The sequence below is a fragment of the Pseudoalteromonas rubra genome (genome assembly GCF_005887115.1).
GTDB lineage: Bacteria > Pseudomonadota > Gammaproteobacteria > Enterobacterales > Alteromonadaceae > Pseudoalteromonas > Pseudoalteromonas rubra_F.
Genome location: NZ_PNCJ01000008.1, coordinates 88,038 through 112,329 on the forward strand (window position 1 = coordinate 88,038; position 24,292 = coordinate 112,329).

Here is a 24,292-nt window from a genome sequence, read left to right on the forward strand (position 1 = left end):
AAAAATGGGCATAAATCTCATGTGTGCCAACCTCCAGTGTCTTACCATAATGCACACTTGGTCCCCAGATAAAGTTTCCTGTAGGTACAACATTATTTGTAATCCACGCTGGAAAATCAGCATAATTCACTCCCAAATTGACGCTACCATGCATCACTTTATCAAAATAAAAGATGACTCTTCCGTATCTATTAATGGCATCGATAAATGGTTGAGTAGGAAATCTTCCACTGGATGAACCAGGATTGCCTTTTTGCACTTCTATCGTGGTATCTGGGCAGCTAAAATTGCCGGCGGTAGCCAAAGAGGAGAAAAACAGATACGCCAAAAAAACAAGGCTGCTTATAATATGTTTCATAGTGTTCCTCTCCATAGAACTGTCATAGGTTGCGCTAACCCTTGTTGACCAATGGCCAGCACCCCAAAGCTTTGAGATTGCTGAACAACCTGTGTCGTGGGAATAGCGACACCAAGCACATGGTTTTGTTCTTTAATCAATATCTGCTCATCGAGACCTTCAATTCTTTTCCTGTTGAGAAACAGTGTGGGCGTATTTATCAATGGAAGCGATAATTGTTCTGCCAAAGTAAAACTTTGTGGTTTAGGCGTTAGGCTTTGCTGGTCAAATATTCGAACACTTCCATCATAATAGAATGCGTAAATACCACTGGCTTTTTTCTCAGAGCCCGCGAATGATTCTAAAAATTTGACCGAGTAATCACCATCATTATTGACGACAATCGGGCTAGCGAGCAGACTGCCTTCATAATAAGGTGAACAGGTTTGGCTTTGTTTGTCCTTTAACCTAACCTTACAAACTCGTCCCATATTTTTTTCATTTGTTTCACTATAGAATACATAGCCTTCTGTAATACTAGGAACACTGTTAATAACCCCTTCCAAATTGATAGACCATTCCTGGTGCCAAGTAATGGGTTTTTCTGACTCTTTATGCGCTCGGAAAAAATATAACGCGCCATCATGAGTTGAAAAAACGAGGTGGTGTTCGTTTTGTAAAATAGTGCGCTCGATGATATCGAGGTCTAAGCCAAATAAAGGTTGCTTGTATTCACTTTGCTTCCCTTTTTGCAAAAAAGGGTTTGCCCTTAATGTGGCAACATCAAGAACTGTAGAAATATGCTCTCCATTGAATCCTTTGACTGTTAGAGTAAAACGTGAATCAGCGTACACGCTAAAAGTGTGGGAGCTGGTATCCAGCAATGTAACTTGATGTGAGTTAATAACACCGTTTTGGGTATGCGTTATAGCAGCACTTGTCGCGCCAGAAAGCTGCCAGCCCAGCTTCACTACAGAGCCAACCTCAACTGCAGCATTGCCTTGTATATAAAAAGCGTTTATCGCCAGTGCATCACTCACATTTACATTGGCTTTGTTGCGGATTGAGCACCCATATCTATGGCACGCCACAACTCTAAAACTACCGCCCCCCTGGTATCGATAATGAGTTGATACGACGTTCGAAGCCACTAGCTGCCAGGTTTGGCCATCAAACTTGAGTATCTGATAGTAGTCGGCCTGTGGAGAGGGTGTCCAGGCAAGGTCGGTATAGCCACCAGCCTCTTTAGTGGAGAGCTTTACGACAACATCTGGTGTTAATTCGATTGGAATAAATGTGGTTATGCCACCCACTAAAATTGGCGCATACGCCTGCTCAAACTCAGTTTGACTGCTTGCGTGCACTATGTAAGTGAAACACAAGTTAGTCAGAGCAAATAGTAAGGTAAGTGTGGCTCTGCCCGGAAAAGCGCTTATCATCATATATATCCTTTGATCGCTTAAACTGTATCCAACTTCTATTATTTATTATCAATGAGCTATTTTATTTTTCTCATTTATCCACTTTTATCAACCACCAAACATCAACAAGATGTAAACAAAACATAAGGAAGGCGATATAATTAGGAAAACACCCCATTGTATTGTTCACTTTGCATTCAGGTCAACAAGAAAAGTGTTTATCTATTAACCTAAGGTGAGATCAAAACCGAGATGTCTTTAATATGACATTTTCCTTAAATGTTTCTGGAAGACTTCTCTGTTAAATTCTTAATTTTGACATCCACGAATTTTATACGGCTCCCAGCCCCTGATGAATCAATTCATAACATGCAAAATAGATGCATATTATTATTTATTTCATCGCAACCTGAGTTACAAATTACCCATTGCAGGAAATAGCAATAGGCGCCCGGTGATCCGTCTTTTAAGTGATGCTATAGGTGTATCAAGCGGAACCGGCTTTACCTTTAAAAAAATAAACAAAGGAATAAACAGCATGGATTTCTTTTCCCGTTATATTACCGGTGATGACCTGAGAAAATTAAGAAAGAACAAAGGGGTGACAACGCAAGCGATGGCAACTCAGTTGGGGGTTTGTCGTAAGACTTACGAAAACTGGGAGCGAGATGTGGGCCAACCAAAGCTCAACCAGTTCTTTGCCATGGTGACTTTTTGCTCTGTAGATGTATCTGACTTTTTGACCAAAATACGCCAGCACGGTCAAGCCTGACCCTAAACAAATCTGTATAAATAAGTAACTAAGCTTTAGGCGAATTAGCCTCAGTGATGACACTGCTCATGTGTAGCTATCGCTGAGGCATCACCCCATGTTAGCAAAAGAAACAGGCTCATTTTTATACCTAAGGATAAAATCGCAAGAGCGCTCTTCCTGACACGTTTATCTGTAAATTAAATTTTTTAAATCAGTGAGTGCTAATGGCCGAGAACAGATATTTTACTGGCAAAGCCGTCCTGGCTGCTTAGCCTTTGTCGTATCCTACTCGTTATGTTGGGTCCGAAAGTCTGACTTCCTGTGTTCCATGAAGCCAAAAACAAGATGCCGTGCTTGTCTCTAGTAAAACAGGTTGTTACCGTCATAAAACAACTAAAGTACGTCCTGTTTAAGCAACCGTTAAAATACAAAGCTGCGAACTCAGCACATAAAAAAGCCAGTCAAAACGTGACTGGCTTCGGGTACCTGGCTGAAAAATTTGAGCTAGTAGTAGCTCAAGAATTTTTCTGTCGTTGCGTCACAGCTTTGACCTTGTGGAAAATGACATACCAATAACCCTTCTTCACTGGCAGATACCAGTTCGATAAAATATTTCACACCCATATTCGTTTGATATTCTATCTGTCCATGTTCATTCAACTCTATGCTTCTGTGACCTTCTGGCAGATTAATCCAATATCCATTATCATCCCAATATGTACTCCAGCGGCGAGTCTCTCCTCCTTCAACATGCTCATATAGCTCCATAGAACGTAATACATACGGCTCGAAACGTTTAAGGTCTTTTATATCAACCTGATGCTCTATTATACGTAGAGTTGGATACTTGAAATCGCTGGAACTAGCATAACGCCATGTTTGGATACTGTAGAGTTTACCTGGTACTGAAGCGATGAGTTCATGTCTCCTTGCTTTTTTTAAGACGCAATCACTTTGCTCAGCGCTACAACTAGGATCTCCCTTCGAGGTATTCCCTCTCACATACCTCTCCTGAATCACTTCTCCCGGCGCCAGCGATGCATGCGTATACGAAGACTTCACCACACTGTTCATCGCACCACTGGGGTAAATAAGATTGCCTTCCACCGGAAGCTTTTCTGGACCACTAAGAGAGTGCCATACACCGGTATATTGCTCGATAGGTATAATATCCGCTTGCTGCTTCACCATAAATCCAGTACTGGCAAAAAGGGTGCTTCCTTTTGGGTGTGTTTCGCTCAAGCTGTATCTTAGACCGCCATCTATCGCTTCAACAATATCCAATTGGAACTCAAAGGCCATTGCCGAATTTTCCGAAACATAAATTCCCCCTTCATTTTGTTGCCACTGAAAGGTCGTAATCGGATACCTAATACCCCATGGGTGCAAGACACCAGTACCGTCAGCAAACAAATTTAGCTCATAGGCATCGAGCCATAGCCCGTGGTTTTGGTTAACCACATCTTCCATAACATGATCAGTTAAAAAGTTTCCTTCTCCACCTTGTACCAATGCCCAGCGACCAATAGGCTCATCAATACCCAAAGGCTTGATTTTTCTTACGTCTTGCAAAAGCTCTTCTCTGGTGAACGTTCTGTAGAGGTATTCAACGGGTATATGGCCAGGCGGACCCTCTTCACGATTCACCTCCATATGCCAGGTAACACCGACGTTACCGGTTTCATCGGGTTTGAGCTCTAATTTTCTGATATAAAAGTGCTCATATGAGATCCCTTGTTCATCGCCAAGATACGGTCTATCTCCCACATAGTGCGCCTCCTCAAAGCTTACTACCATATCCCGCTCGTTCACCTGCTCCCAGTTAAATTCGCTGATTTCTATATTTTTCGATTTCAAAGATCCTTTGCCTGATGCCAAGAACTCAAAGTCAAAATATCTGGGTGCATAATATTCATTACTTAACAACCTAAAGCGACTAATATATCCATTGTCCTTAATGAATTTGGCCTCGATCACGCACAAATGTGATGGAGTCATAACAGAATACGACTGTAACTGAGCATTATACTCACCATCGCAACCACTTACCTGTGAAACAAGGTAACCAGTATCCGGCTCAATACTCAGGGTAAAAGCACTACCAAGCGTCAGTATTTCAGAATGTGCGATGACCTTCCCGTGACCTTCAATGTTGATGTTAAAGTCAATGATATTGCCAACAGAGAAGTAGCTTTGAGTATTGCTATCATTGCAGGCTGAACCAGGCAAACGAATGCACACATCAAATTCAGTTGAGGAAACTGGGGTAACTTGTAATATTGACTTCATGCCGCTCTGTTTGTCTGTCAATACAATTACTTCACCCTGTCTTTGGGCTAAGTAGATATGTCCGGCATGCTCTACCAACAAGTGGCAGGTGTCACCGTCAGTGCAGTCATACCAGCTCTTAAACACAACAGGGCTACCTGGCTCTGAGCTAAATAACTCAACTCCTGCTTCCAGGTCAAAAATATCAATCGCTGCGGAAGCTGGTAGCTGACTTAGAGCAAATACATTCAATGTATACTGAGGCTCTGCAGAGGAAAAAATTGCACTACGTACAATCAGTTTGTCCTCTATGACCGACAGTAATTCATATTCGTTCTGTATGATGGAGTCACAAGCAATATGAGTCACATCACAATATGTGACGGGTGACTTGAACCAGCGATATTGTTCAATAATCACTTTGCCATCTGATACAGACCACCGCTTTGGTTTTGCAAGACCCTGAACTACGCTCTGATCGGTAAACAGCGAGAGCTGGCTATGTTTATACGACTTGTACAATTCTAGCCACTGCCCGGCAGGTTCTATATCAGTGAAACTCACATCCTGTGATTTTATAAACAAGGTCTGATTTAGTATCTCCGATTTGGCATTAAATGTACCAGCCGCAACAAACTTCAGTCCAAGCTCAGAGTGTTGCAATAGACGTAACCGTACGATTGCCCCACCATCATTGCTCATGACCAGTTCATTGTTTACGAGAGACCACTGCCAGATTGTGGCAGTTGAAACCTCGATAGCCCGGCCATTTTCCATAAAATCAAACTCTTGTAACTGCCCTATCTCATTGGCAAAACCAAACTGCTGGATATACCAGTTACCCAATAACAATTGCTCAGAGATTTCCACAAACGCATCTTCAGCAATCAATTTACTGTAGGTACCTGAATGCATATGCTTGACTTCCTGAGATGTGCTGGCGCCCAGTGTGTAGCTCAGGTTGACAGCGACTTCTGTGTGTAACGCTTGTTCATTCAACAGAGTCATTGCCAGTGCGGTCAGTGTATTATTGCCATGTTCAGATTCACTGAGGATGGGTAAGGTATCAAATGTAAACTCAACAGTATGGCCAGACAGATGCCAATTAAAAGGTGTCTCATGATGGGCAGAAAGCACACCAGAGCCATCTTCATTGAAGTACAGTTTTATAAGTAAGCCATCGAACACTTCCGAAGATGAAAGATAATACTCACCCAACAATGGTTGCAGACTTCCCCCCATTAAAATAGGGTCTGCAAAAAGACTTGATCTAACCTGCTCGACTACATTGGTATGTGATACCTGCAACACCTTAAATAATTGCTCGCTTATCGCTGTGTTTTTGACCAATTCAAGCGTTGAGTTTATGCCCTCAGGCAACAAAGACATGTCATGATCAACAAGTACCTTTAACATGATCGCCTGATCATATTTTTTACTTGTATCAATATTCCGCCTGGCAGTAGCTAAATGCTCTGCGGAATCAAACGCCCCCTCCATCGCCTGCAACTGTGCAAACTCAGCAGTCGTTACATTAGTTACATTCACACCAGATAGCTCGCTAGGCTCCAAGATCGCATCATCTCCAGCGAGATCAATCAAAGCGCTCAGGGCGCTAAGTTGAGAAACGAATTCAACTTTATCATGCGCATCAACACCTTTCGCACTTAGCCTGACTAATGCCTGACCGGCGGTCTCATCTGCGTTAAGTCTTAACTCGTAGTGACCTTGCGCATCGGCTTGAGTACTAAATAGCTCATCACCGACAGTCGCTGTAAGTTGAGCATTAGCAATGGGCTGATCGGTTACTTGCCCTCGGATATTCAGAAGCAGCTCTTGCCGAGCAAAAGTTACGGAATGCTGAGCCTGGCTGGTCGCACCTAGCTCATCTGTTACGGTCACAGTGAAGGTAGCGGTGATATCTTGGTTGATATCTGGAGATACAACCCTTAACTCTGAGGCATCTTTTCCATCGATCTCTAACAGCAATTCAGAGTCAGATTCCCAATGATACTGAACGGCATGCTCTTCCTCATCACTTACCACAGCAGATATGATGACAAGTTCACGCTCCTTCGCCTGAGCCGGTCCACTGACTTCAACTACGGGAGCTTGATTCCCAGGTTTATCAGACTCAGGAACACTCGGTGTTGAGTCACCCTGATCATTGTCGACTAGTTGTTGATCATTGGCCTTACCTGAAGATAATGCCTCTTCATTACTTTCCCATATGCAGCCGGAAGCTAGGAACAACAACCCCAGCCCCAGTATATTATTTCTGAGCTTGCACAAAACATATTCTCCTTTAATCGTAAATCCATGTGCTTAATAATTATTGCCAGTAATATCACTCTTAGCTAGGTGCTAAATCAGCAACTTAAACCAGCAATAACATTATAATGGCTTGCTTAGGAATATGTTTATATAAATCTAAATAAAACTCAGAATGCCTACATGTTTACATAAGTGAAACCAACACCGCCAACCCGTTAAAAAGTGCAGCTGATTGTTTAAAAACCAAGTGCTTGTTCGGCCGATGGATTACCGGATGGGGCGTAGCAATAAATCAGTGCTTAACTTGCTCTTCAATCTAACAACAAAATACTGTACTTATTCTCTTAAATAAGGTCACCAACCTTTCTACTTGTACAACAATACCCGCTAACTAATTACTGCGGGTACCAGGTTAGAAAATACTTTATGCTATTTACCTACAGAGTCTAAGCATGTCCCCACCATGAGGGTTTTAAAAAAGGGTTTAGGCTGATGCAGGCAACTCTGTTACCCAGCGTATTTCTCTCATCCAACTCGTCATCTTAGGAAATCCCTTCTCCGGACAGGTCATATCCCAAGCTGTCAGCAGCGGATCGCCAAACACACCACCGTTTTGGAAACTTTCCTTCAGAGCCTGATTCATGCCCTGATAACTATTCTCCGGAAATACCAGATCAATTGGTAAGCCAAGATGCCAAATTGCCGCAACAGACCAGGCGGTTGCCGCCATTTCTTCACCGTCCATCGCTTGTTTTTCACGCCCATTTTTGAGCCCGTTTTTGTAAACATCTTTGTGTAGCTGTGGCCTGAATATCGGCTCACACACCGCGATATGGCCCGCTTCATGGAGTATGTCTCCCGGACAAACCAGCTTATCAACGTCTATATGCAGTACGCCATACACGATTTGTAGTCCCGGCAAAAACATCTCCCCCTCAACAGGGCAAAGCGCATGGGGCAAATTAATGTCACTCAGAAAGTCACAGATGATTTGGGTATCTTGGTCCATTATCGGCTCCTTGCACTGGGCATGCATTGACCCAGTTTAGTCTTATTTGGCTATTTGCGAGTGTAGCGCTTTTAAAACACCTTAGGTATTACATAAGATTACCGCATGAGTGCCCATTACGCCGCCCTTTTGGGTCACATTTTTAGATAGAAATCACGACACAGATCAACAAACGCCTCGCTATACTCCCCCATTTTATTTCTGACACACAGGCTTTGCAGATCCTGTGTGGTTTCGTTACGGTGAAATTCCAGCATTAACCTGCTGACAGGCTTGTCGGGCGTCATGGACACAGTACAACGTCGTGCCAGAAATAGACCTCGGTGTTCAGCCAATGCAGTAAACTCACCCCCTTCCTGAGCTGGCAAAATCACCGCCAGCCGACCTTGTGCATGACTGTGGCGCATAAACCCCTCTATAAGTTGCACAAAACTCAGGCTGTCGGTATGGCGTGCAGTGTTACGAGCGACATCCGGCCCTTTTAAGCTGTGGTTAAAGTACGGCGGATTGCTGATCACCAAATCATAAGGCTGGCCCGAAACGAAAGTCTGGATGGGAGTCTGGTGTACACAAATATCTTTCCAGGGGCTGGCGTGAATATTGTCTTTGGCATCCAGGCATGCCTGTGCATCAATTTCAACCGCATCAATAATGAGCGATGGAGCGCGCTGTTTGCACATCAAACTCAGTAACCCCGTGCCAGCGCCAATGTCGAGCATGCGCTGCGCGCGCGCCACATCTACCCAGGCGCCGAATAACACCCCGTCGGTCGACACCTTCATTGCACTGCGTGATTGTGCCACCGAAAATTGCTTAAATGCAAAGCCTGCCATTTTGCTCCTTTGAGAAACCCGGATTGCCAAGTATAATTCCGCTATTGTCCTTTATTTGTGATGCACTATGCAATTTACTGAATTCGATCTCGACGGCACGCTACTGACTGCCATAAAAAAAATGGGCTTTGAGCAAGCCACCAGCATTCAACAGCTGGCCATTCCGGAGGCCCTGATGGGCCGCGATATCCTTGCTTCCGCGCCAACCGGCACAGGTAAAACAGCCGCATTCCTGATCCCGGCAATTCAGTATTTGATGGATTTCCCGCGTCGCGACCCTGGGTTTGCCCGAGTGCTGATCATGACACCGACCCGCGAGCTGGCCTATCAGGTATTTGAGCAATGCGAAGCCCTGGCGGCGGGCACACACCTGAAAATCGGCGTGGTGACCGGGGGGATCAACTACGGCAGTCACAAAGAGATCTTCGAAAAAAACAACGATATTCTGATCGCCACACCGGGGCGTTTGATGGAATACCTCGAAACCGAGAACTTCCACGCCGATAACGTTGAGCTGTTGATCCTCGATGAAGCCGACCGCATGCTGGATCTGGGCTTTAAAAAAGAAATGCTCAAGATCTGCAACGAAGCAAAGAATCGCCGTCAGTGTTTCCTGTTTTCAGCGACACTGGAAGGCGACAGTGTTGAGCTGTTTGCCGAGCGTATCTTAAAAGATCCGGCGCTGCTTGAAGCCGAATCATCGCGTAAAGAAAAAGGCAAAATTCATCAGTGGATCCACCTGGCTGATGATTACGAGCATAAACTGGCGATGCTGGCTAACCTGCTGCAAAGTGAAGACGTCACTAAGGCCATTGTGTTTGTAAAGACCCGTGAGCGTCTCGAAAAACTGGTTGGCGAGTTGTATACCCAGGACATCAAAACCACCTGGCTGCGTGGTGAAATGCCGCAGGACAAGCGTATGGCCGCCATGGCCAGCTTCCACAGTGGTCGCACCCGCATTCTGATCGCCACCGATGTGGCGGCGCGTGGTATCGACGTTGCGGATATCAGCCATGTAATTAACTTTGATATGCCGCGTACTGCCGACATTTACGTGCATCGTATTGGTCGTACCGGTCGTGCCGGTAAAAAAGGCACTGCCATTTCACTGGTTGAGGCCCATGATGCCGAGATCCTCGGTAAGGTTGAACGCTACACAGAGCAGAAACTAAAACGCCGCGTGATTGAAGGTCTGGAGCCAAAACACAAAGAAGCTAAGCTGCCGAAAAAGAAAAAAGATCCGGCAAAAATCAAAGCCAAGAAAAAGGCCGCCAAAGTCAAAGCGAAAAAGAAAAAGTAGCCTGTTCTGAGCCACATCAGGACGCCGCCCGGCGTCCTGCATTTTTCCTTCCTGCCCTTATTACTCCCCTTATTTTTTATCCTGACGATAAAAATAACTCGCGAGCTAAGCTCTGCTTTTGTCGTTATAGTCGCCAAAAATAAGCCTGATTAAGTGATCTATTCCGACAGTGAAAATTTGTTTTATTATGTACCCGTGGGAGCGGGTTGACGCCGAGAACGACAGTACCCTGCGCCTGATCCACGAAGCGGTGTCGCGCAATCACATTGTTGCCATTACCACAGTCAATGCCCTGACCATCCGCGACAGCGTTGCCAGCGCGTTTTGCGATGTGTTTATTAAGCAGGACAAAGTCTCCGACAACTTCGTCAGTTTTTACAACAAAGCCCAGTTTAAACGTACTCAGTTGCCGCTGGCCGGTTTTGATGTGATTTTTATGCGCGCCAATCCTCCGCTCGATACCCTGGCCATGAACTTTCTTGATTCTGTGCGCGACGATACCTTTATCGTAAACGACATCGACGGGTTGCGTATTGCTAACAATAAGCTGTACACCGCGTCCTTCCAGGGCACCGCCAGTGAGTTTATTCCGGCCACCCATGTGTCAAAAAACAAAGAGTACCTGGAGCGGATCTTCGCTGAGTCCAGCTGCGACAAAATGATCCTCAAGCCGCTCGATGGCTATGGTGGTCGCGGGGTCATTGTGCTGGAAAAAAGCGCTAAGCAGAGCTTCAGCTCCCTGCTGGAGTTTTATATTGGTGGCGATGAGTCTGGCAAAGGCAGCAATTATGTGATTTTACAGGAGTATGTGCCCGGTGCCGCAGAGGGCGATGTGCGGATCCTGATGCTCAATGGCGAGCCCATCGGGGCGATGAAACGCATTCCCGCCAGCAATGAGGTGCGTGCCAATGTGCATGCCGGTGGCAAAGTGGTTAAGCATAAACTATCCGCGCAGGAGCAGGCACTGTGTAAACACATAGGCCCTAAACTGGTACGCGATGGCCTGTACTTTGTGGGTATTGATGTGATTGGTGGCAAGTTGATTGAAGTGAATGTACTCAGTCCGGGCGGGATCTCTCGCATCAACCGTCTGAACCGCACCCGCTTGCAGGTACAAGTGATCGACTTTGTTGAAAGTGTGGTGCATGCCAAAGAGCTGGTAAACCATCGTAAAAATGCATTTCGTCAGGTAATTGAAGATGCCCATGCAGTCTGAACAAGCGCTGGTCGCGGCCCTTGCCGCCCAGCAACCCTTTGAAGGGGAAGTGGCCGGCGGTGCCGTGTATTTGCACATCCGCGAATATGTGCCTTATGTAGCAACAGCCGTCCATGCCGGGAGCCGCTTGCGAACCTCCTTGCACGGCAATATGGCGCTGAGTGAGCAGGCCCGTTTTGAAGAGGAAGATCCCCACACCGGCGAACTGATTGATGCCATGCCGATTGTGTTGATAGCCCGAGACTCCCGTTACGAGTACGACCTCAACCGTGCCCCGCAGCAGGCCATTTATACTCAGGCGTGGGGCAAAGAAGTCTGGCAACAGCAGCCCGATGGCACCGAGCGCGATCTCAGTCTGTCTAAACATGCGGCCTACTATCAGGTGCTTAAGCTGGTACTGGATACACTGGAGAAAAAATTCGGAGCCTGTCTGGTGTTCGATATTCACAGCTACAACTGGCAGGTTCGCCAGTACGACTTTGCGCCCGACTTTAACCTCGGCACTGCTCAGCTTGATGCGCTGCGCTGGCGTCCGGTATTTAATACCCTCAGGCAACAGCTGTGCCGCAAGAAGTTTCAGGGCGCGCCGCTGAGCTTTGCCGAGAACAGCGTGTTTCAGGGTGACGGCTACCAGGCCACGTTTGTAACCAAAACATACAAAAACACCCTGATCCTGCCGCTGGAAGTGCGTAAGTTCTTTATGGATGAACTGACCGGGGAGCTCTACCCGCTGGTGTTCGAAAAGCTCAAGCGCAATCTGCATATTGCCCTGACTCAGACCGCGCGGTTTTTTATTAAACGCTATTGCTCCAAAGCCATGGTGCAGTTTAACCATGTTCAGCAACACATTGACCCGGCCATCAAGGCGGTCGATCTGGCGTTGTATAAGCTGGCCCGTAACCTGGACACCCTGCATTATGTCAACCCGACGAACATTGCTCAGGAAAAGCGTCGCTTCTTTAACAAAAGCCATTATCGACCCCAGTTTAAGTACCGCCCGCTGCGCATGGATCCCTATGAATTTAAAGAGCAGCTCTATCGCTTGCCCGTGGCGGATATCGGCGATCCGCTGATCAAAGACATTTATCGCAAGCTGATTGATAACTTTGCCACCAAAATTGATGTGATCACTCAGGTCGGCAAAGAGCAGTTCTTGTATAACTCGCTGCGTTACTATGGTGAACCGAGTGTCGATGACATCGCCAACGCGCGCTTTATCATTCATGCCACTGAGCCACAGCCGGCGGCCCCTAAAACCATTAATGCCGAGCAGGCGCTGGGCCGCTTTGAGCAGGCCATTGCACAGATGCAGCTGCCCTGTAAGGTGAGCCTGTCGACTAAGCTGGTGGCCAAAGCCATGGTGGATAATGGCAAGAAAACCCTGCTAGTCAACAGCACGGCGATGTTCTCTGAACTGGATGTGCGGGCGCTGATTGAGCATGAAATTGGTGTGCACCTGCTCACGACGCTCAATGCCGAGCAACAGCCGCTACATCTGCTGCGCCTGGGGCTGCCGGGCAATACTTATACCCAGGAAGGCCTAGCGATTTTCCGTGAGTTCCAGTCAGGGAATATCAACCTGATGCGCCTGAAAACTCTGGCGCTGAGGGTGCTGGCGGTAGATAAAATGGTCAAAGGTGAGCAGTTTTATCAGGTGTATGAGTTTTTGCGTGATACCAGTTATCTGGGCAGCGCCGAGGCATTTGGCCTGACGACCCGGGTGTTTCGCGGTGGCGGGTTTACCAAAGACCATCTCTATCTGAAAGGCTTCAGAGACGTGGTGAAGCTGTCGCAGCAACGTTCGCTGGATAATCTTTATCTGGGCAAAACCGGGCTGGCACAGCTGGATGCCATTGACATGCTGGTTGAACGTCAGTTACTGGATAAACCGGCCTACCTGCCGGATTATAGCCGCGATCCGGATCACCCGGATGCTATTCTCAGCTATCTGATCAGCTGTATAAAATAAGCCAACGGCTTTTATCTTGTCAGACACGGGGTTACACTGCATACAGTACTCACTGATGCAGGAACCCCGATGCTCACAGCACAACAAGTCACCGCTCTGGAAGTGTATCTGGCTCATTTACGCCTGAAGATTGACCCCGCACTGGCACAAAAGTATCCCACCTTTGCGGGCAAACCTTATCCGCTCGGGCGCTGCAAAGAAGTCCGCAATGCTATCCAGGAGCTGCTCAAAGCAGAGCTGGCAAAAGACCCCGTTGCGGCGCCACTACAACCGCTCAAGGCACTGCTAGACAGCGGCCTGACGCTCGAGCCAGTATGGGGCTCGCTGCGCGATGAGTATTTTCAGAATGCGCTGGTGGCCGGCCCCTGGTACCTGGATGCAGCCAATGATACCGTCAATCCCAATAAACCCCGGGTCGAGATCCGCTTACTCGCAGAATCTGGGTTTGGTGCCATTACCAGCTTTGAGCAGTTCGTTAAAATCGCTCGCAGCTACTGGGAAGTCGACGTCTATCGTAATGAGATTTTCCCAGCACTGGCGCCATTTTTGCCTTTGGTGTGTGTGAGCCATACCGGAGTCAGCTGGTTTGCCGCCGCCAACGACGACATGCTGCTACTGGCACGCGACAGTGCCTTTGAGCTGGTCGAGCGGGTGCTGCCGACTTTGCCTGCACCGCCACCGGCACTCACCGACAAATGGCACAGCGCCGCAGCCGGTGTTGATATGCCCAGCCAGCTGTTAAAAACGCAAACACGCAGTGCCCAGGCTATGTGCCAGCACTACCGCAAGGAGGACAAACACCTGGACATCCTGTTTCGCGATGAAGTAGTGCTTGCCTACCTTAGCCTGCCGGTAAACGTGCAGGTGTAACACTGCCTCTGGACAGCACAACGGTGGCTATTAAGGCGATCACCACCACTGGCATACTCCACAGATTGAGCGTCTGCCAGCCCACCGTGGCTTCCAGAAATCCAGCGCTCAGCGAAGATGCCACCACCATGCTGAAGACCAGAAACTCATTGCAGGCTTGTGCCTTGGCACGCTCCTGCGGCGCATACGTCTGACTCACCAATTGCGTTGCACTGATGAACATAAAATTCCAGCCCACGCCAAGGGCAAATAAGGCCAGTAAAAAATGCCAGTGGCTCACGCCCAGCAGGTTAATACCAGCGCTAGCCAGATACAGCACACAACCCAACAGGATCATGACGCGTGCCCCAAAGCGCTCAATCAGCTTACCGGTGAAAAACGACGGCAGGAACATACCCAGCACATGCCATTCAATGACCAGCGCGGAGTCCGCCAGATCAAATCCATGGCGATGCATGGCCAGCGGCGTTGCTGTCATCAGAAAGTTCATCACGGAATAGCTGATCATGGCCACCAGCACCGCCAGCTGAAACTGCTTCTGTGCCACGATCTCTTTCAGGGTCCGGGCGGGTGCATCAGTGGTATGTGGATCCACTTCCGTAAAGCGTACGCCCTGTAACAGCAGTAAGGCGACAACATACAAGCCGCTGAGCGCAACAAAAGAGTTGGCATAATTAAGCGCCGGATACACCTCATTGACCCAGACGGCCAGGTTCGGTCCCAAAATCGCTGCCACCACACCACTGGCCATAATGGTCGAGATGGCCGTAGCGGGCTTGTCACTGGCCTCTATGGCCGCAAATCGATACAAGGTGGCAAAACCAATACCGATACCGATTAAAGTGGTCGCCACACAAAACAGCGCAAAATCACTTTCTCTGAGCGCCCAGACACCCAGTAAGGTGCCGCTGATACCGACCAGATTACCCAGTGAGAAGCCCAGTCTGCGACCGGTTTTAGCCATGATCAGCGAGGCCGGAATCGTCGCCATCAACAGCCCTGCCATCTGCATAGCCACAGGCAAAGTGGTCAGCGCCGCTGACGGACTGAGCAGCTGCCCTACCAGCGCAGAGATAGTCACCAGCAGAATATTTCCAGTGGTGATCAGGCCCTGACAGCAGGCCAGCAGCAAAACATTTTTATTCAATGAGATAGTGCTCCAAAGATCTGAGAAGAGGGCTTGTCGCCCTTATGCGGGTTATCACTCCCACTCAGGAGGGATAGTTTTACGCTCAGCAGGTGCGCTCACCCGGCATTGATTCGCCTGTTCATAACAACGCTGAATACACCGAGCCTGAAGCGGATCGGCACTGACGTAATCATCCTGGCAGCGTTGCACGCAGGCTCGCTCATTATGCTCGCATGTTACAACAACGCCGCCAGCCTGCGTTCTGAACTGGCCCTGACAGCCAGCCAGTAAGCCCATGATTACACCTAACACTAATCCTTTAGCCACCATGGTTTACTCCCGCTTAGTTTTGCTCAGCGCGCAAAAACACCGGCTCACTGGCTTTTTGGGTGGCTTCTTCGCTGTAGTAATAACCCGCAACATCAAACGCTTTTAATGCCTCAGGTGACTCGACCTGATTGTCCAGAATATAGCGCGCCATCATGCCGCGGGCTTTTTTGGCATAGAAACTAATCACCTTGAACTGACCATTTTTGCAGTCTTTGAACACTGGTGAGATGATCTCGGCCTTGAGTGCCTTTTTGTCTACCGCTTTAAAGTATTCATTTGATGCCAGGTTGATTAATACCTGACTACCCGCCTCTGCCAGCGCTTCGTTAAGCTTGTCGGCAATGATACGGCCCCAGAATTCATAAAGATTTTTACCGCGTGGGTTGTCCAGCTTAGTGCCCATCTCAAGGCGATACGCTTGCATCAGATCAAGAGGCTTCAGCACGCCATAAAGGCCAGACAAAATACGCAAATGCTGCTGTGCATAGTCCAGCGTTGCGTCATCCATACTTGCCGCATCCAGGCCGGTGTACACATCACCATTAAACGCCAGCACAGCCTGCTTGGCATTATCGGGAGTAAAAGGTTGCGACCAGTCAGCAAAGCGCGCCGCATTCAGACCCGCCAGCTTGTCGCTGATCTTCATCAGCGTGCCTATCTGTTGTGGTGATAAGTCACGACACACACGGATAAGTTCTTCACTGTGTGTGAGCAGTTCGGGCTGGGTAAAACGCGCGGTATGCGCCGGAGTATCATAATCGAGATTTTTTGCCGGAGAAACGAGAGTGATCATGGCCTGCCTATTGACTTAATTATTGATAAATGTCAATTTCAACACTATCCCCTGATGAGCGCAAGCGCAATATTCTTCGGGGATTCGACACTGCTTGCCCAGTTGCTGGCAGACCAGCCTGTTTGCAGTTCGTCACACAGATCCCCGACTGACGAAGTGCACCCGCATCGAACATTCGGATTTTCTCGTGAAGCGACCTCGCAAATACGGACATATGACCTATTCACACAGGTCACGGTAATGCAACATAGGAAAAGTAGACTTTTTGACACGCTGCTATGAATTGGAATGAGGACAGCATGACTTCAGCATTAGATAGGCTAAAACAGCATTCATCTATCGTCGCCGACACCGGAGATATCGAGGCAATCCGTAAACACCAACCGGAAGATGCCACCACTAACCCGTCTCTGCTTTTAAAAGCAGCCGAGATGCCTGCTTATCAGGATTACCTGAAAGCGGCCTGGGATTACGCCAAAAGTCAGCATGACGACGCGGTACAACAACTGGAACTGGCTTGTGATTACTTTGCCGTACTGATTGGAAAAGAGATTGCCAATATTGTACCTGGCTATATTTCAACCGAAGTCGATGCACGCTTATCGTTTGATACCGAAGCGACCATTGCCAAAGCACAGCAGCTACTGGCGCTCTATGAGCAGCTGGGTATCAGCAAAGACAAGATTTTAATTAAAATTGCCTCTACCTGGGAAGGCATTAAAGCCGCAGAGGCTCTTGAAAAGCAAGGTGTTAAATGTAACCTGACCCTGCTATTCAGTCAGGCGCAGGCCCGTGCATGTGCCGATGCTAACGTGTTCTTGATCTCACCATTTGTTGGCCGTATTCTGGACTGGCACATGGCCAATGGCCTTGAAAAGCCGACTGATCCACTGCAAGACCCTGGCGTACAATCTGTACGCAGTATTTTTGAATTCTACAAACGTCATGGCTACAACACAGTGGTGATGGGTGCCAGCTTCCGTAATACCGGCGAGATTATCGCACTAACAGGCTGTGACAAGCTGACTATCAGCCCGGCACTGTTAGAAGAGCTGGGTGAGCTGCCAGCCACAGAAGATTACCTGCTGGATAGCGAATATGAAGTTGTTGCTAAACCGGCACCTCTGAGCGAAAGCGAATTCCGCTGGTTGCATAACCAGGATGCCATGGCCACTGAAAAGCTGGCAGAAGGTATTCGCTCATTTGCTGCGGCACAGGAAACCCTGGAAGCGCGCTTCAAAGCACTGTAACCACAAAACATATAATGCGAATAACGCCACCTTGTGTGGCGTTTTTTATTTCCGGCGAGTTATCACTCCGCTCAGCAGCTCCCCATCCACCAGCGCTTTGTTTTCCTAACTTGCGCATAACTTGAAGCAAATTTGAGCTTCATCAAACTGTCACCTGCTTTTAACCTGACGGACACATTTTTATTTTACTTTTCTCCTGTCTGTGGTATACCAGCATTACTTGAAGTGTGTTTTTCATTCAAATTGGGTAATGCGTAAACACAAATCTTTGAGGTTAGTACATCAATAGGAGAAATTCATGGATAGCCTAGACGATTTTATTTCAACACTAGAAAGTCCTGCACCAAAGAGAAGAACCTCATCTAAAGGCAAAAAAAGAAAGTGGCGCGAAATTGAAGCGCTGAAAGACAAACAACGCCTGCGTAAGGAACTGGAAGAGCTGGACATATTCGCAGACAGCGTCGATCTGGACGAGCTTGACTTTATCTAACGAAAAAGGCGCATTGAGCGCCTTTTTTTGTTTTTTAAATCTAAACTCAAACTTGCCAGTTGATGGGCGTTTTGCCCATGCTTTGTAATAGCGTATTGGTTTGCGAGAAGTGCTGACAGCCAAAAAAACCGCGGTGCGCTGACAGCGGAGATGGGTGGGGTGCGTGCAGCACATGATGACGTTGCTGGTCAATCGCTTTGCCTTTCTTTTGCGCATGCGCGCCCCATAGCAAGAAGACAACGCCTTCGCTATGTTGGTTAAGCTGCGCTATGACTGCGTCGGTAAAGCGCTCCCAGCCAAGATGCTTGTGAGAGTGTGCCTGCCCCTGTTCAACCGTCAGTACGGTATTGAGCAGCAGTACGCCTTGTTCTGCCCAGGGCAGCAAATAGCCGTGGTTAGGGATTTGAAAGCCCGGGATATCTTGTGCCAGCTCTTTATACATGTTGGCCAGCGACGGCGGCGCCTTGACGCCAGGCAACACAGAGAAACACAGCCCGTGTGCCTGATTAGGCCCGTGGTATGGATCTTGTCCCAGGATCACCACTTTGACCTGATCAAAAGCAGTTACCTTGAACGCCTCAAACACCTGCTCCTGAGGTGGGTAAACGGTCACGCCCTGTGCCCGACGCTCGGCAACATAGTTTAGGGTGTCCTGAAAATACGCTTCTTGTTTTTCGTGCCCGAGCACGTCACTCCAGGTTGTCATGCTTGTTTCCCTGTTATTGTGAGTTTCTGATAATAAGTTCGCGAAGTATCCAGTTTATTACATAATCCGCTCAGCCCTTCAAGCACCCGGCTGGTATATCGGTGCAATAAATCGGCATTCACTTCTATGTATTGCTGATGTTTGGCTGCCGGAATTTCTGGCCATTTATGCCAGTCAATTTTTGGCTGTGCTTTTTTGGACTTCTCCTGCGGGATCACTATCACCTGTGGCTTAGTATGTAGTACGTTTTCGATACTGATCTGCGGATATGCCGTAACGGCATCGGCAAACACGTTACTGGCCCCGCACACCTCCAGGGTTTGATGGATCCAGGTGGTGCCATTGACCGTCATCATAGGCGCAGGCCATAACTGGTAAAATACAGATACAGGCATAGCTGAGCGATACCGTTCCTGCAATTTTGTCAGGCCTTGCTCAAAGCGCCGAGCAATCTGCTCAGCGTTTTCTTCCAGTGCTGTTAACTGACCCAACCAGCGCAGAGCATCAGGGATCTGTTGTAGGTCTCTGGTTTCGCTGTACACCACTTTAACACCAAGCTGTTCAAGCTTATCCAGATCAGTTTGTTGATTACCGCCTTGCCAGGCAATCACCAGGTCGGGCGACAAAGCCAGCAGCTTCTCCAGTGCAATACCATGATAACCGCCGATACGTGGGATTTGATTCGCCTCAGCCGGATAGTCCGCATACTCCACGGTGCCGACGATGCGCTCCCCTGCGCCAATGGCATATAAGTTCTCAACAATGTGGGGCGCAAGAGCAACGATCCGTTTGGCAGGCGGCACAGGATTATCATCTGCGCTCGCTGAAATTGCAGTCAAAAAGAACACCAGGCTCAGCCAGATGATCAGGACCTTGTTCATCAAAAGTCGAATCCTTTTTGTGCTTTGATCCCCGCTTCAAACGCGTGTTTCACATTGCGCACCTCACTGACGGTATCGGCCAGCTCAGTCAGGCGACGATGTGCACCACGGCCGGTGATGATCACCGACTGCATCGCAGGGCGATTTTCCAACGCCTCAATCACTTCATCCAAATCAAGATAGTCGTAGCTGACCATATAAGTGAGCTCATCCAGCAGCACCAGGTCGATACTCTCATCCTGGAGCCACAGCTTTGCCTGCTGCCAGGTAGCCTGTGCCGCCTGGGTATCTGTTTCGCGATTTTGTGTCTCCCAGGTAAAGCCTGTCTTCATAACGGCAAACGGCACACCAGCACGTTCCAGCAAGTTGCGCTCGCCACATTCCCACATGCCTTTAATAAACTGCACTACCGCAGCATTCATGCCATGGCCCACGCACCTGGCTACGGTGCCGAACCCTGAAGTGGACTTACCTTTGCCATTGCCGGTGATCACCTGCAATATGCCTTTTTCTTCCTGTGCCTGCTCGATTTTGGCATCGACCTGCTCTTTCACCTTTTGCTGTCTTGCCTTGTGTTTGTCCTGATTGTGTTCGCTCATGTTGTCCTCTGTTCACTGATTGCCAGAATTTTATCTATGTCTAAATGGGTTTCGCACACATCTGCCAGCCGCTCAAGTTGCTGCTCCCGGTGCTCAGCCAGATTGAATCCGCCACTACTGTATCGACCTTCGCTTGCCCAGAGCAGTACACAGGTTAGCCCCTCGGGACTGTCAAACAGTCCGTGCAAGTAGGTGCCTGCCAGCTGGTTGTCCTCGCTGATAAAGCCATCCGTTTGCCACCCCGATGGATGTGCAACAAACTGTAAAAATGGCTGCGCCAGTGCCGGGCCCTGACTGATCCCGCAGTGGATCTCATAGCCATTCAATGGCGTTTGCTGTGCGTTTAACAGGCAGTTTGCCTGCACCTGAGTCAGGGTTTTATTGCGCGTCAGTTTGGTATCAAATTCCGCCAGTCCCAGGCCTTTAATAGCGCCCAGTGTCGACTCAACCTGTTCCGGATCGCAAATGCGATTGCCCAACATTTGAAATCCGCCACAGATCCCCAGCACCTTGCCGCCGTAACGCACATGGCGTTGCAACTCCACGTCCCAGCCTTCTGCACGCACAAAGGCCAGGTCATTAAGGACATTCTTGCTGCCGGGAATGATCACCAAGTCGGCTGCGCCTATGGTTTCGGTGTGGCGCACATAACGCAGATCCACTTTGGGGTCTAATCGCAGGGTATCAAAGTCGGTGTGATTACTAATATGTGGCAATAGCAATACAGCCACTTTGACCTCTGGGCTGTCGATGCGATTGGCCATAGTCACGGCATCTTCGGCATCCAGCGCCAGATCATGCAGGTAAGGCAACACGCCCAATACGGGTTTATCGGTATACTGCTCCAGCCAGTCCAGACCACTTTGCAGTAAGGCAATATCGCCGCGAAAGCGGTTGATCACAAACCCCTTAACCAGAGATTGCTCATGTTCACTTAGCAGCGCCAGGGTGCCAACCAGATGAGCAAACACGCCGCCCTTGTCGATATCCGCAATGATGATCACCGGGCAATCTACCTCACAGGCAAACCCCATGTTAGCAATGTCGTTCTCTCGCAGATTAATTTCCGCCGGGCTTCCGGCTCCTTCTACCACACATAGTGCATACTGTTCGCTGAGCCTTTGATGTGAAGTCAGCACAGCCTGCATCGCGATCTTTTTGTAGTCGTGATAGCCCGCCGCTTCCATGTTGCTCAGCGCCCGGCCATGTACGATTACCTGCGCACCGGTATCTGAATTCGGCTTAAGTAAGATCGGGTTGAGGTCGGTACTAAGAGGTACTTTGGCAGCCATCGCCTGTAGCGCCTGAGCACGGCCAATCTCGCCCCCATCTGGCGTGACCGCACTGTTCAGTGCCATATTTTGTGGTTTAAACGGAACGACCTTAACGCCACGGCGCTGTAATGCCCGGCACAAGCCCGCTACCAGCGTGCTTTTACCCGCATCGGAGGTGGTCCCCTGTACCATTAACGTATTCATATCTCGCCTCCTTTAAGCGTCAACGGCAAACCCGCCATCACAAAATCGACTTTATCCGCCAGTGCAGCAATGTCCTGATGTAACCAGCCTGCTTCATCAACAAAACGGCGACTTAACTCGCCAAGCGGCACGATGCCGTGGCCCACTTCATTGCTGATCAGAATAACCTGTGCATGGCTGGATTTCAGCGCACTCAGCAGCGCCGCGCGCTTGTTTTGAAATGCCGAGTCGCTGTAGTCGCACAGCGCTGTGGTCAGCCATAAAGTCAGGCAGTCAATCAACACGCCATCATCGGGGCCAAGCGTGCTTAGAACCTGATCCAGTGCCCAGGGCTCCTCGATGAGCTGCCAGTGACTGGTGCGCGTTGCCTGATGATGGGCTATCCGCGCGGTCATTTCTTCATCCCCGGGCCGAGCCGTGGCCACATAAAATAACCGGGCCACTTTGCCGTCCCTAAGCCAACGCTCGGCCCTTTGCTCACCTAATCTGCTTTTACCTGAGCGAGCCCCGCCGAGGATCAATTCTACCCGCCCTGTCATAACCAGACACCCAGACAAAATAGATACACAGTGACCTCACCCAGTTGCTGCGCCGCGCCCAGACAGTCTCCGGTATACCCACCGAGCTGACGCTTAAACCAGTAAATACAAATCGTGCGGCATAGCCAGAGTACACCAAGCAGCGCAATGCTTTGCCATAACGTAAACAGCCCAGCTATCCAGCTCACTATCATCAAAATCAGTCCGCAAACGTAGAGTAACTGCTTACTTTCATGGGCAAGAGACTGGGCAACCGGCTTCACTTTACTCTGCGCATCCGCCTGCACATAGTCCAGTTTACCAATCAGGCTGGTGGCCATGGCCCTGCTCAAACCATGCGCAAGGACAAGCGCACCGCAGACATAAAGGGCGCGCTCACTCAGTGCCAGCAAAGCCTGATATTTGGTGAGCAGCAAGATGATCAATGCGGCAGCACCATAAGTGCCAAGGCGGCTGTCTTTCATAATGGCCAGCTTGTCGGCCACGCACCAGCCGCCTCCAAAGCCATCCCAGACATCGGCAAAGCCGTCTTCATGGAATGCGCCGGTGATCAGCAGTCCGCAGCCAAGCGTGAGCAATACCGCAATGCCTTCGGGCAAGAAGCTGCTCAGCACTAAGTAGATCAAGGCCAGCAGAACACCCAATAACATACCCACCCAGGCAAAGTAGCCACTGGCCTGATTAATATCCAGACTGCTGACCTCACCCGCCACTTTAACGGGAATACGGGTCAGAAAAATCACCGCCAGTTTAAATTGTCTCAGTTCACTCATGAGGTTTTGACCACCTGAGTGACGTCCGCGACCTCGAAACTGGCCATCTGATAGTAAAATGCCAGCGCGCTCTGACACAGGGGTAAGGCCAATGCAGCACCAGTGCCCTCGCCGAGTCGCATATTCAGGTTCAGCAGTGGCTCAACATTGAGCCAATTCAGCATCGCCTGATGCCCCTGCTCACCCGAGCAATGGGCAAAAACCATATAATCTTTACACGCAGGGTCAATCCGATAGGCCAGCATGGCCGCTGCTGTTGCAATAAAGCCATCCACCAGAATGATCTTCTGAGCACGGGCAATCTCCAGCATGGCACCGACTATCTGACAGATTTCAAACCCGCCTAAACGGCGCAATACTTCACGTGGGTCATGCAATGCCTCACAATGTAATCGCAAAGCCTGCTCGATAAGTTGTTGCTTTTTCTCTACCACCTCGTCGCTGACGCCGGTGCCTCGCCCGACCGTGTCAGCACTTGTTAGTCCGCTCAGGGCAGAAAAAATCGCCGCAGCGGCGGTGGTATTGCCAATCCCCATTTCGCCCAATGCAAATAAGTTAGTGCCTGAGCTCAGCGCTGGCTTTACCGCTTCTTGACCCAATACCAGGCCTTGCTCCAGCTGCGCTTCACTCAGTGCGGGCTCAAGGTGCAAAGGCCGGGTGATATTACCCAGACGCTGCGACACCACATTCAGCTCAGGCGCCGGTGGCGTCAAAATGCCACAGTCAATCACACTCAGTTGCCAGCCAAGCTGAGCGCACAAAACATTAATGGCCGCGCCACCTGTGGCAAAGTTAGCCACCATCTGCGCAGTCACCTCGCTGGGTGCAATGGAAACGCCTTCGCCTGCAATGCCGTGATCGCCGGCAAAGATCAGCATCTGGGGCCTTACGATATCTGGCTTTTCGCTTTCAAGCTGACTGCGCTCCATGCCCTGACTCAAAACCGTGACCAGCTGATGCGCCAATGTTTCGAGCTTGCCCAAAGCGCCCTGAGGCTTAGTCTTCATATCTATGGTGTGCTGAATATGCGCGTCATGCTGGTGGTTGAGTTGTGGGATCATAAAGTCTCCGGT

The 24,292-nt window shown here is 49.1% G+C and carries 21 protein-coding genes; 7 read left to right on the top strand and 14 right to left on the bottom strand.

Features of this window, described 5'->3' with window-relative positions; translation table 11 throughout:
- Nucleotides 1-354 precede the first annotated feature (354 nt).
- Complete coding sequence (locus tag CWB98_RS05390; RefSeq protein ID WP_138543917.1) at nt 355-1,779, bottom strand: hypothetical protein; 1,425 nt, start codon at nt 1,777-1,779, stop codon at nt 355-357.
- Nucleotides 1,780-2,296: 517 nt separating this feature from the next.
- Between CWB98_RS05390 and CWB98_RS05395 the strand changes: the two genes are divergently transcribed.
- Nucleotides 2,297-2,530: a helix-turn-helix domain-containing protein gene (locus tag CWB98_RS05395; protein WP_054014624.1), complete on the top strand. Its 234-nt coding sequence runs from the start codon at nt 2,297-2,299 to the stop codon at nt 2,528-2,530.
- A 486-nt stretch (nt 2,531-3,016) separates the two neighbouring features.
- Here CWB98_RS05395 and CWB98_RS05400 read toward each other — a convergent pair whose 3' ends face one another.
- From CWB98_RS05400 to CWB98_RS05410, 3 genes are all read right to left on the bottom strand, one after another.
- The gene (locus tag CWB98_RS05400) at nt 3,017-7,072 is read right to left on the bottom strand and encodes a carboxypeptidase-like regulatory domain-containing protein (protein WP_138543918.1); all 4,056 of its coding nucleotides are present in this window, start codon (nt 7,070-7,072) and stop codon (nt 3,017-3,019) included.
- A 466-nt stretch (nt 7,073-7,538) separates the two neighbouring features.
- A complete protein-coding gene (locus CWB98_RS05405) occupies nt 7,539-8,063 on the bottom strand; it encodes a hypothetical protein (protein WP_138543919.1) in 525 nt (174 codons plus the stop codon).
- Between the two features lie 134 nt (nt 8,064-8,197).
- Nucleotides 8,198-8,896, bottom strand: a complete 699-nt coding sequence (locus CWB98_RS05410; protein ID WP_138543920.1) for a tRNA1(Val) (adenine(37)-N6)-methyltransferase — start codon at nt 8,894-8,896, stop codon at nt 8,198-8,200.
- A 67-nt stretch (nt 8,897-8,963) separates the two neighbouring features.
- On the opposite strand from CWB98_RS05410, the gene srmB reads away from it, so the two are divergent.
- From srmB to CWB98_RS05430, 4 genes are all read left to right on the top strand, one after another.
- Nucleotides 8,964-10,196, top strand: a complete 1,233-nt coding sequence (gene srmB / locus CWB98_RS05415) for an ATP-dependent RNA helicase SrmB (RefSeq protein ID WP_054014621.1) — start codon at nt 8,964-8,966, stop codon at nt 10,194-10,196.
- Nucleotides 10,197-10,365: 169 nt separating this feature from the next.
- The gene (gene gshB / locus CWB98_RS05420; RefSeq protein WP_138543921.1) at nt 10,366-11,412 is read left to right on the top strand and encodes a glutathione synthase; all 1,047 of its coding nucleotides are present in this window, start codon (nt 10,366-10,368) and stop codon (nt 11,410-11,412) included.
- A complete protein-coding gene (locus CWB98_RS05425; protein WP_171045591.1) occupies nt 11,396-13,381 on the top strand; it encodes a flavohemoglobin expression-modulating QEGLA motif protein in 1,986 nt (661 codons plus the stop codon). Before gshB ends, CWB98_RS05425 begins: the two co-directional genes overlap by 17 nt.
- Nucleotides 13,382-13,450: 69 nt before the next feature.
- Nucleotides 13,451-14,251, top strand: a complete 801-nt coding sequence (locus tag CWB98_RS05430; RefSeq protein ID WP_138543922.1) for a hypothetical protein — start codon at nt 13,451-13,453, stop codon at nt 14,249-14,251.
- Here CWB98_RS05430 and CWB98_RS05435 read toward each other — a convergent pair.
- Genes CWB98_RS05435 through yaaA form a run of 3 tightly spaced genes read right to left on the bottom strand, consistent with a single transcriptional unit; the run spans nt 14,223 to nt 16,503 of the window.
- Nucleotides 14,223-15,398, bottom strand: a complete 1,176-nt coding sequence (locus tag CWB98_RS05435) for an MFS transporter (protein ID WP_138543923.1) — start codon at nt 15,396-15,398, stop codon at nt 14,223-14,225. The genes CWB98_RS05430 and CWB98_RS05435 overlap by 29 nt on opposite strands.
- Nucleotides 15,399-15,452: 54 nt before the next feature.
- Complete coding sequence (locus CWB98_RS05440; protein WP_138543924.1) at nt 15,453-15,710, bottom strand: hypothetical protein; 258 nt, start codon at nt 15,708-15,710, stop codon at nt 15,453-15,455.
- 13 nt (nt 15,711-15,723) lie between these two features.
- Entirely contained in the window at nt 15,724-16,503 is a 780-nt protein-coding gene (gene yaaA / locus CWB98_RS05445) for a peroxide stress protein YaaA (protein ID WP_138543925.1), read from the bottom strand.
- Between the two features lie 299 nt (nt 16,504-16,802).
- Here yaaA and tal point away from each other — a divergent pair, with 299 nt between their 5' ends.
- Nucleotides 16,803-17,753 (top strand): transaldolase, encoded by a 951-nt coding sequence (tal, locus tag CWB98_RS05450; protein WP_138543926.1) that lies wholly within the window; start codon nt 16,803-16,805, stop codon nt 17,751-17,753.
- A 298-nt stretch (nt 17,754-18,051) separates the two neighbouring features.
- Nucleotides 18,052-18,243 carry a DUF3545 family protein gene (locus CWB98_RS05455; RefSeq protein WP_054014615.1) on the top strand — a complete coding sequence of 64 codons (192 nt, stop codon included), beginning with the start codon at nt 18,052-18,054 and terminating at the stop codon, nt 18,241-18,243.
- Nucleotides 18,244-18,289: 46 nt separating this feature from the next.
- Here the strand turns inward: CWB98_RS05455 and ung are convergent, their stop codons facing one another.
- The 7 genes from ung to cobT are packed head-to-tail and all read right to left on the bottom strand — an operon-like array spanning nt 18,290 to nt 24,280.
- A complete protein-coding gene (ung, locus tag CWB98_RS05460) occupies nt 18,290-18,949 on the bottom strand; it encodes a uracil-DNA glycosylase (protein ID WP_138543927.1) in 660 nt (219 codons plus the stop codon).
- On the bottom strand, nt 18,946-19,830 hold the full coding sequence (locus CWB98_RS05465; RefSeq protein ID WP_138544050.1) for a cobalamin-binding protein: 885 nt from the start codon (nt 19,828-19,830) through the stop codon (nt 18,946-18,948). Before CWB98_RS05465 ends, ung begins: the two co-directional genes overlap by 4 nt.
- Entirely contained in the window at nt 19,830-20,429 is a 600-nt protein-coding gene (cobO, locus tag CWB98_RS05470) for a cob(I)yrinic acid a,c-diamide adenosyltransferase (RefSeq protein ID WP_130246016.1), read from the bottom strand. The genes CWB98_RS05465 and cobO overlap by 1 nt, the downstream gene beginning before the upstream one ends.
- Nucleotides 20,426-21,907: a cobyric acid synthase gene (locus tag CWB98_RS05475; protein ID WP_138543928.1), complete on the bottom strand. Its 1,482-nt coding sequence runs from the start codon at nt 21,905-21,907 to the stop codon at nt 20,426-20,428. Before CWB98_RS05475 ends, cobO begins: the two co-directional genes overlap by 4 nt.
- On the bottom strand, nt 21,904-22,446 hold the full coding sequence (gene cobU / locus CWB98_RS05480; protein ID WP_138543929.1) for a bifunctional adenosylcobinamide kinase/adenosylcobinamide-phosphate guanylyltransferase: 543 nt from the start codon (nt 22,444-22,446) through the stop codon (nt 21,904-21,906). The genes CWB98_RS05475 and cobU overlap by 4 nt, the downstream gene beginning before the upstream one ends.
- Nucleotides 22,443-23,219, bottom strand: coding sequence for an adenosylcobinamide-GDP ribazoletransferase (locus tag CWB98_RS05485; protein WP_138543930.1), 777 nt, complete (start codon nt 23,217-23,219; stop codon nt 22,443-22,445). The genes cobU and CWB98_RS05485 overlap by 4 nt, the downstream gene beginning before the upstream one ends.
- Complete coding sequence (cobT, locus tag CWB98_RS05490; protein ID WP_138543931.1) at nt 23,216-24,280, bottom strand: nicotinate-nucleotide--dimethylbenzimidazole phosphoribosyltransferase; 1,065 nt, start codon at nt 24,278-24,280, stop codon at nt 23,216-23,218. The genes CWB98_RS05485 and cobT overlap by 4 nt, the downstream gene beginning before the upstream one ends.
- Nucleotides 24,281-24,292: the final 12 nt, after the last annotated feature.

Excerpts from the sequence above, each read along its gene's own strand:
- CWB98_RS05390 (WP_138543917.1), bottom strand. The coding sequence starts at position 1,779 with ATGATGATAAGCGCTTTTCCGGGCAGAGCCACACTTACCTTACTATTT.
- CWB98_RS05395 (WP_054014624.1), top strand. The coding sequence starts at position 2,297 with ATGGATTTCTTTTCCCGTTATATTACCGGTGATGACCTGAGAAAATTA.
- CWB98_RS05405 (WP_138543919.1), bottom strand. The coding sequence starts at position 8,063 with ATGGACCAAGATACCCAAATCATCTGTGACTTTCTGAGTGACATTAAT.
- CWB98_RS05410 (WP_138543920.1), bottom strand. The coding sequence starts at position 8,896 with ATGGCAGGCTTTGCATTTAAGCAATTTTCGGTGGCACAATCACGCAGT.
- srmB (WP_054014621.1), top strand. The coding sequence starts at position 8,964 with ATGCAATTTACTGAATTCGATCTCGACGGCACGCTACTGACTGCCATA.
- CWB98_RS05425 (WP_171045591.1), top strand. The coding sequence starts at position 11,396 with ATGCCCATGCAGTCTGAACAAGCGCTGGTCGCGGCCCTTGCCGCCCAG.
- CWB98_RS05430 (WP_138543922.1), top strand. The coding sequence starts at position 13,451 with ATGCTCACAGCACAACAAGTCACCGCTCTGGAAGTGTATCTGGCTCAT.
- CWB98_RS05440 (WP_138543924.1), bottom strand. The coding sequence starts at position 15,710 with ATGGTGGCTAAAGGATTAGTGTTAGGTGTAATCATGGGCTTACTGGCT.
- yaaA (WP_138543925.1), bottom strand. The coding sequence starts at position 16,503 with ATGATCACTCTCGTTTCTCCGGCAAAAAATCTCGATTATGATACTCCG.
- tal (WP_138543926.1), top strand. The coding sequence starts at position 16,803 with ATGACTTCAGCATTAGATAGGCTAAAACAGCATTCATCTATCGTCGCC.
- CWB98_RS05455 (WP_054014615.1), top strand. The coding sequence starts at position 18,052 with ATGGATAGCCTAGACGATTTTATTTCAACACTAGAAAGTCCTGCACCA.
- ung (WP_138543927.1), bottom strand. The coding sequence starts at position 18,949 with ATGACAACCTGGAGTGACGTGCTCGGGCACGAAAAACAAGAAGCGTAT.
- CWB98_RS05465 (WP_138544050.1), bottom strand. The coding sequence starts at position 19,830 with ATGAACAAGGTCCTGATCATCTGGCTGAGCCTGGTGTTCTTTTTGACT.
- cobO (WP_130246016.1), bottom strand. The coding sequence starts at position 20,429 with ATGAGCGAACACAATCAGGACAAACACAAGGCAAGACAGCAAAAGGTG.
- CWB98_RS05475 (WP_138543928.1), bottom strand. The coding sequence starts at position 21,907 with ATGAATACGTTAATGGTACAGGGGACCACCTCCGATGCGGGTAAAAGC.
- cobU (WP_138543929.1), bottom strand. The coding sequence starts at position 22,446 with ATGACAGGGCGGGTAGAATTGATCCTCGGCGGGGCTCGCTCAGGTAAA.
- CWB98_RS05485 (WP_138543930.1), bottom strand. The coding sequence starts at position 23,219 with ATGAGTGAACTGAGACAATTTAAACTGGCGGTGATTTTTCTGACCCGT.
- cobT (WP_138543931.1), bottom strand. The coding sequence starts at position 24,280 with ATGATCCCACAACTCAACCACCAGCATGACGCGCATATTCAGCACACC.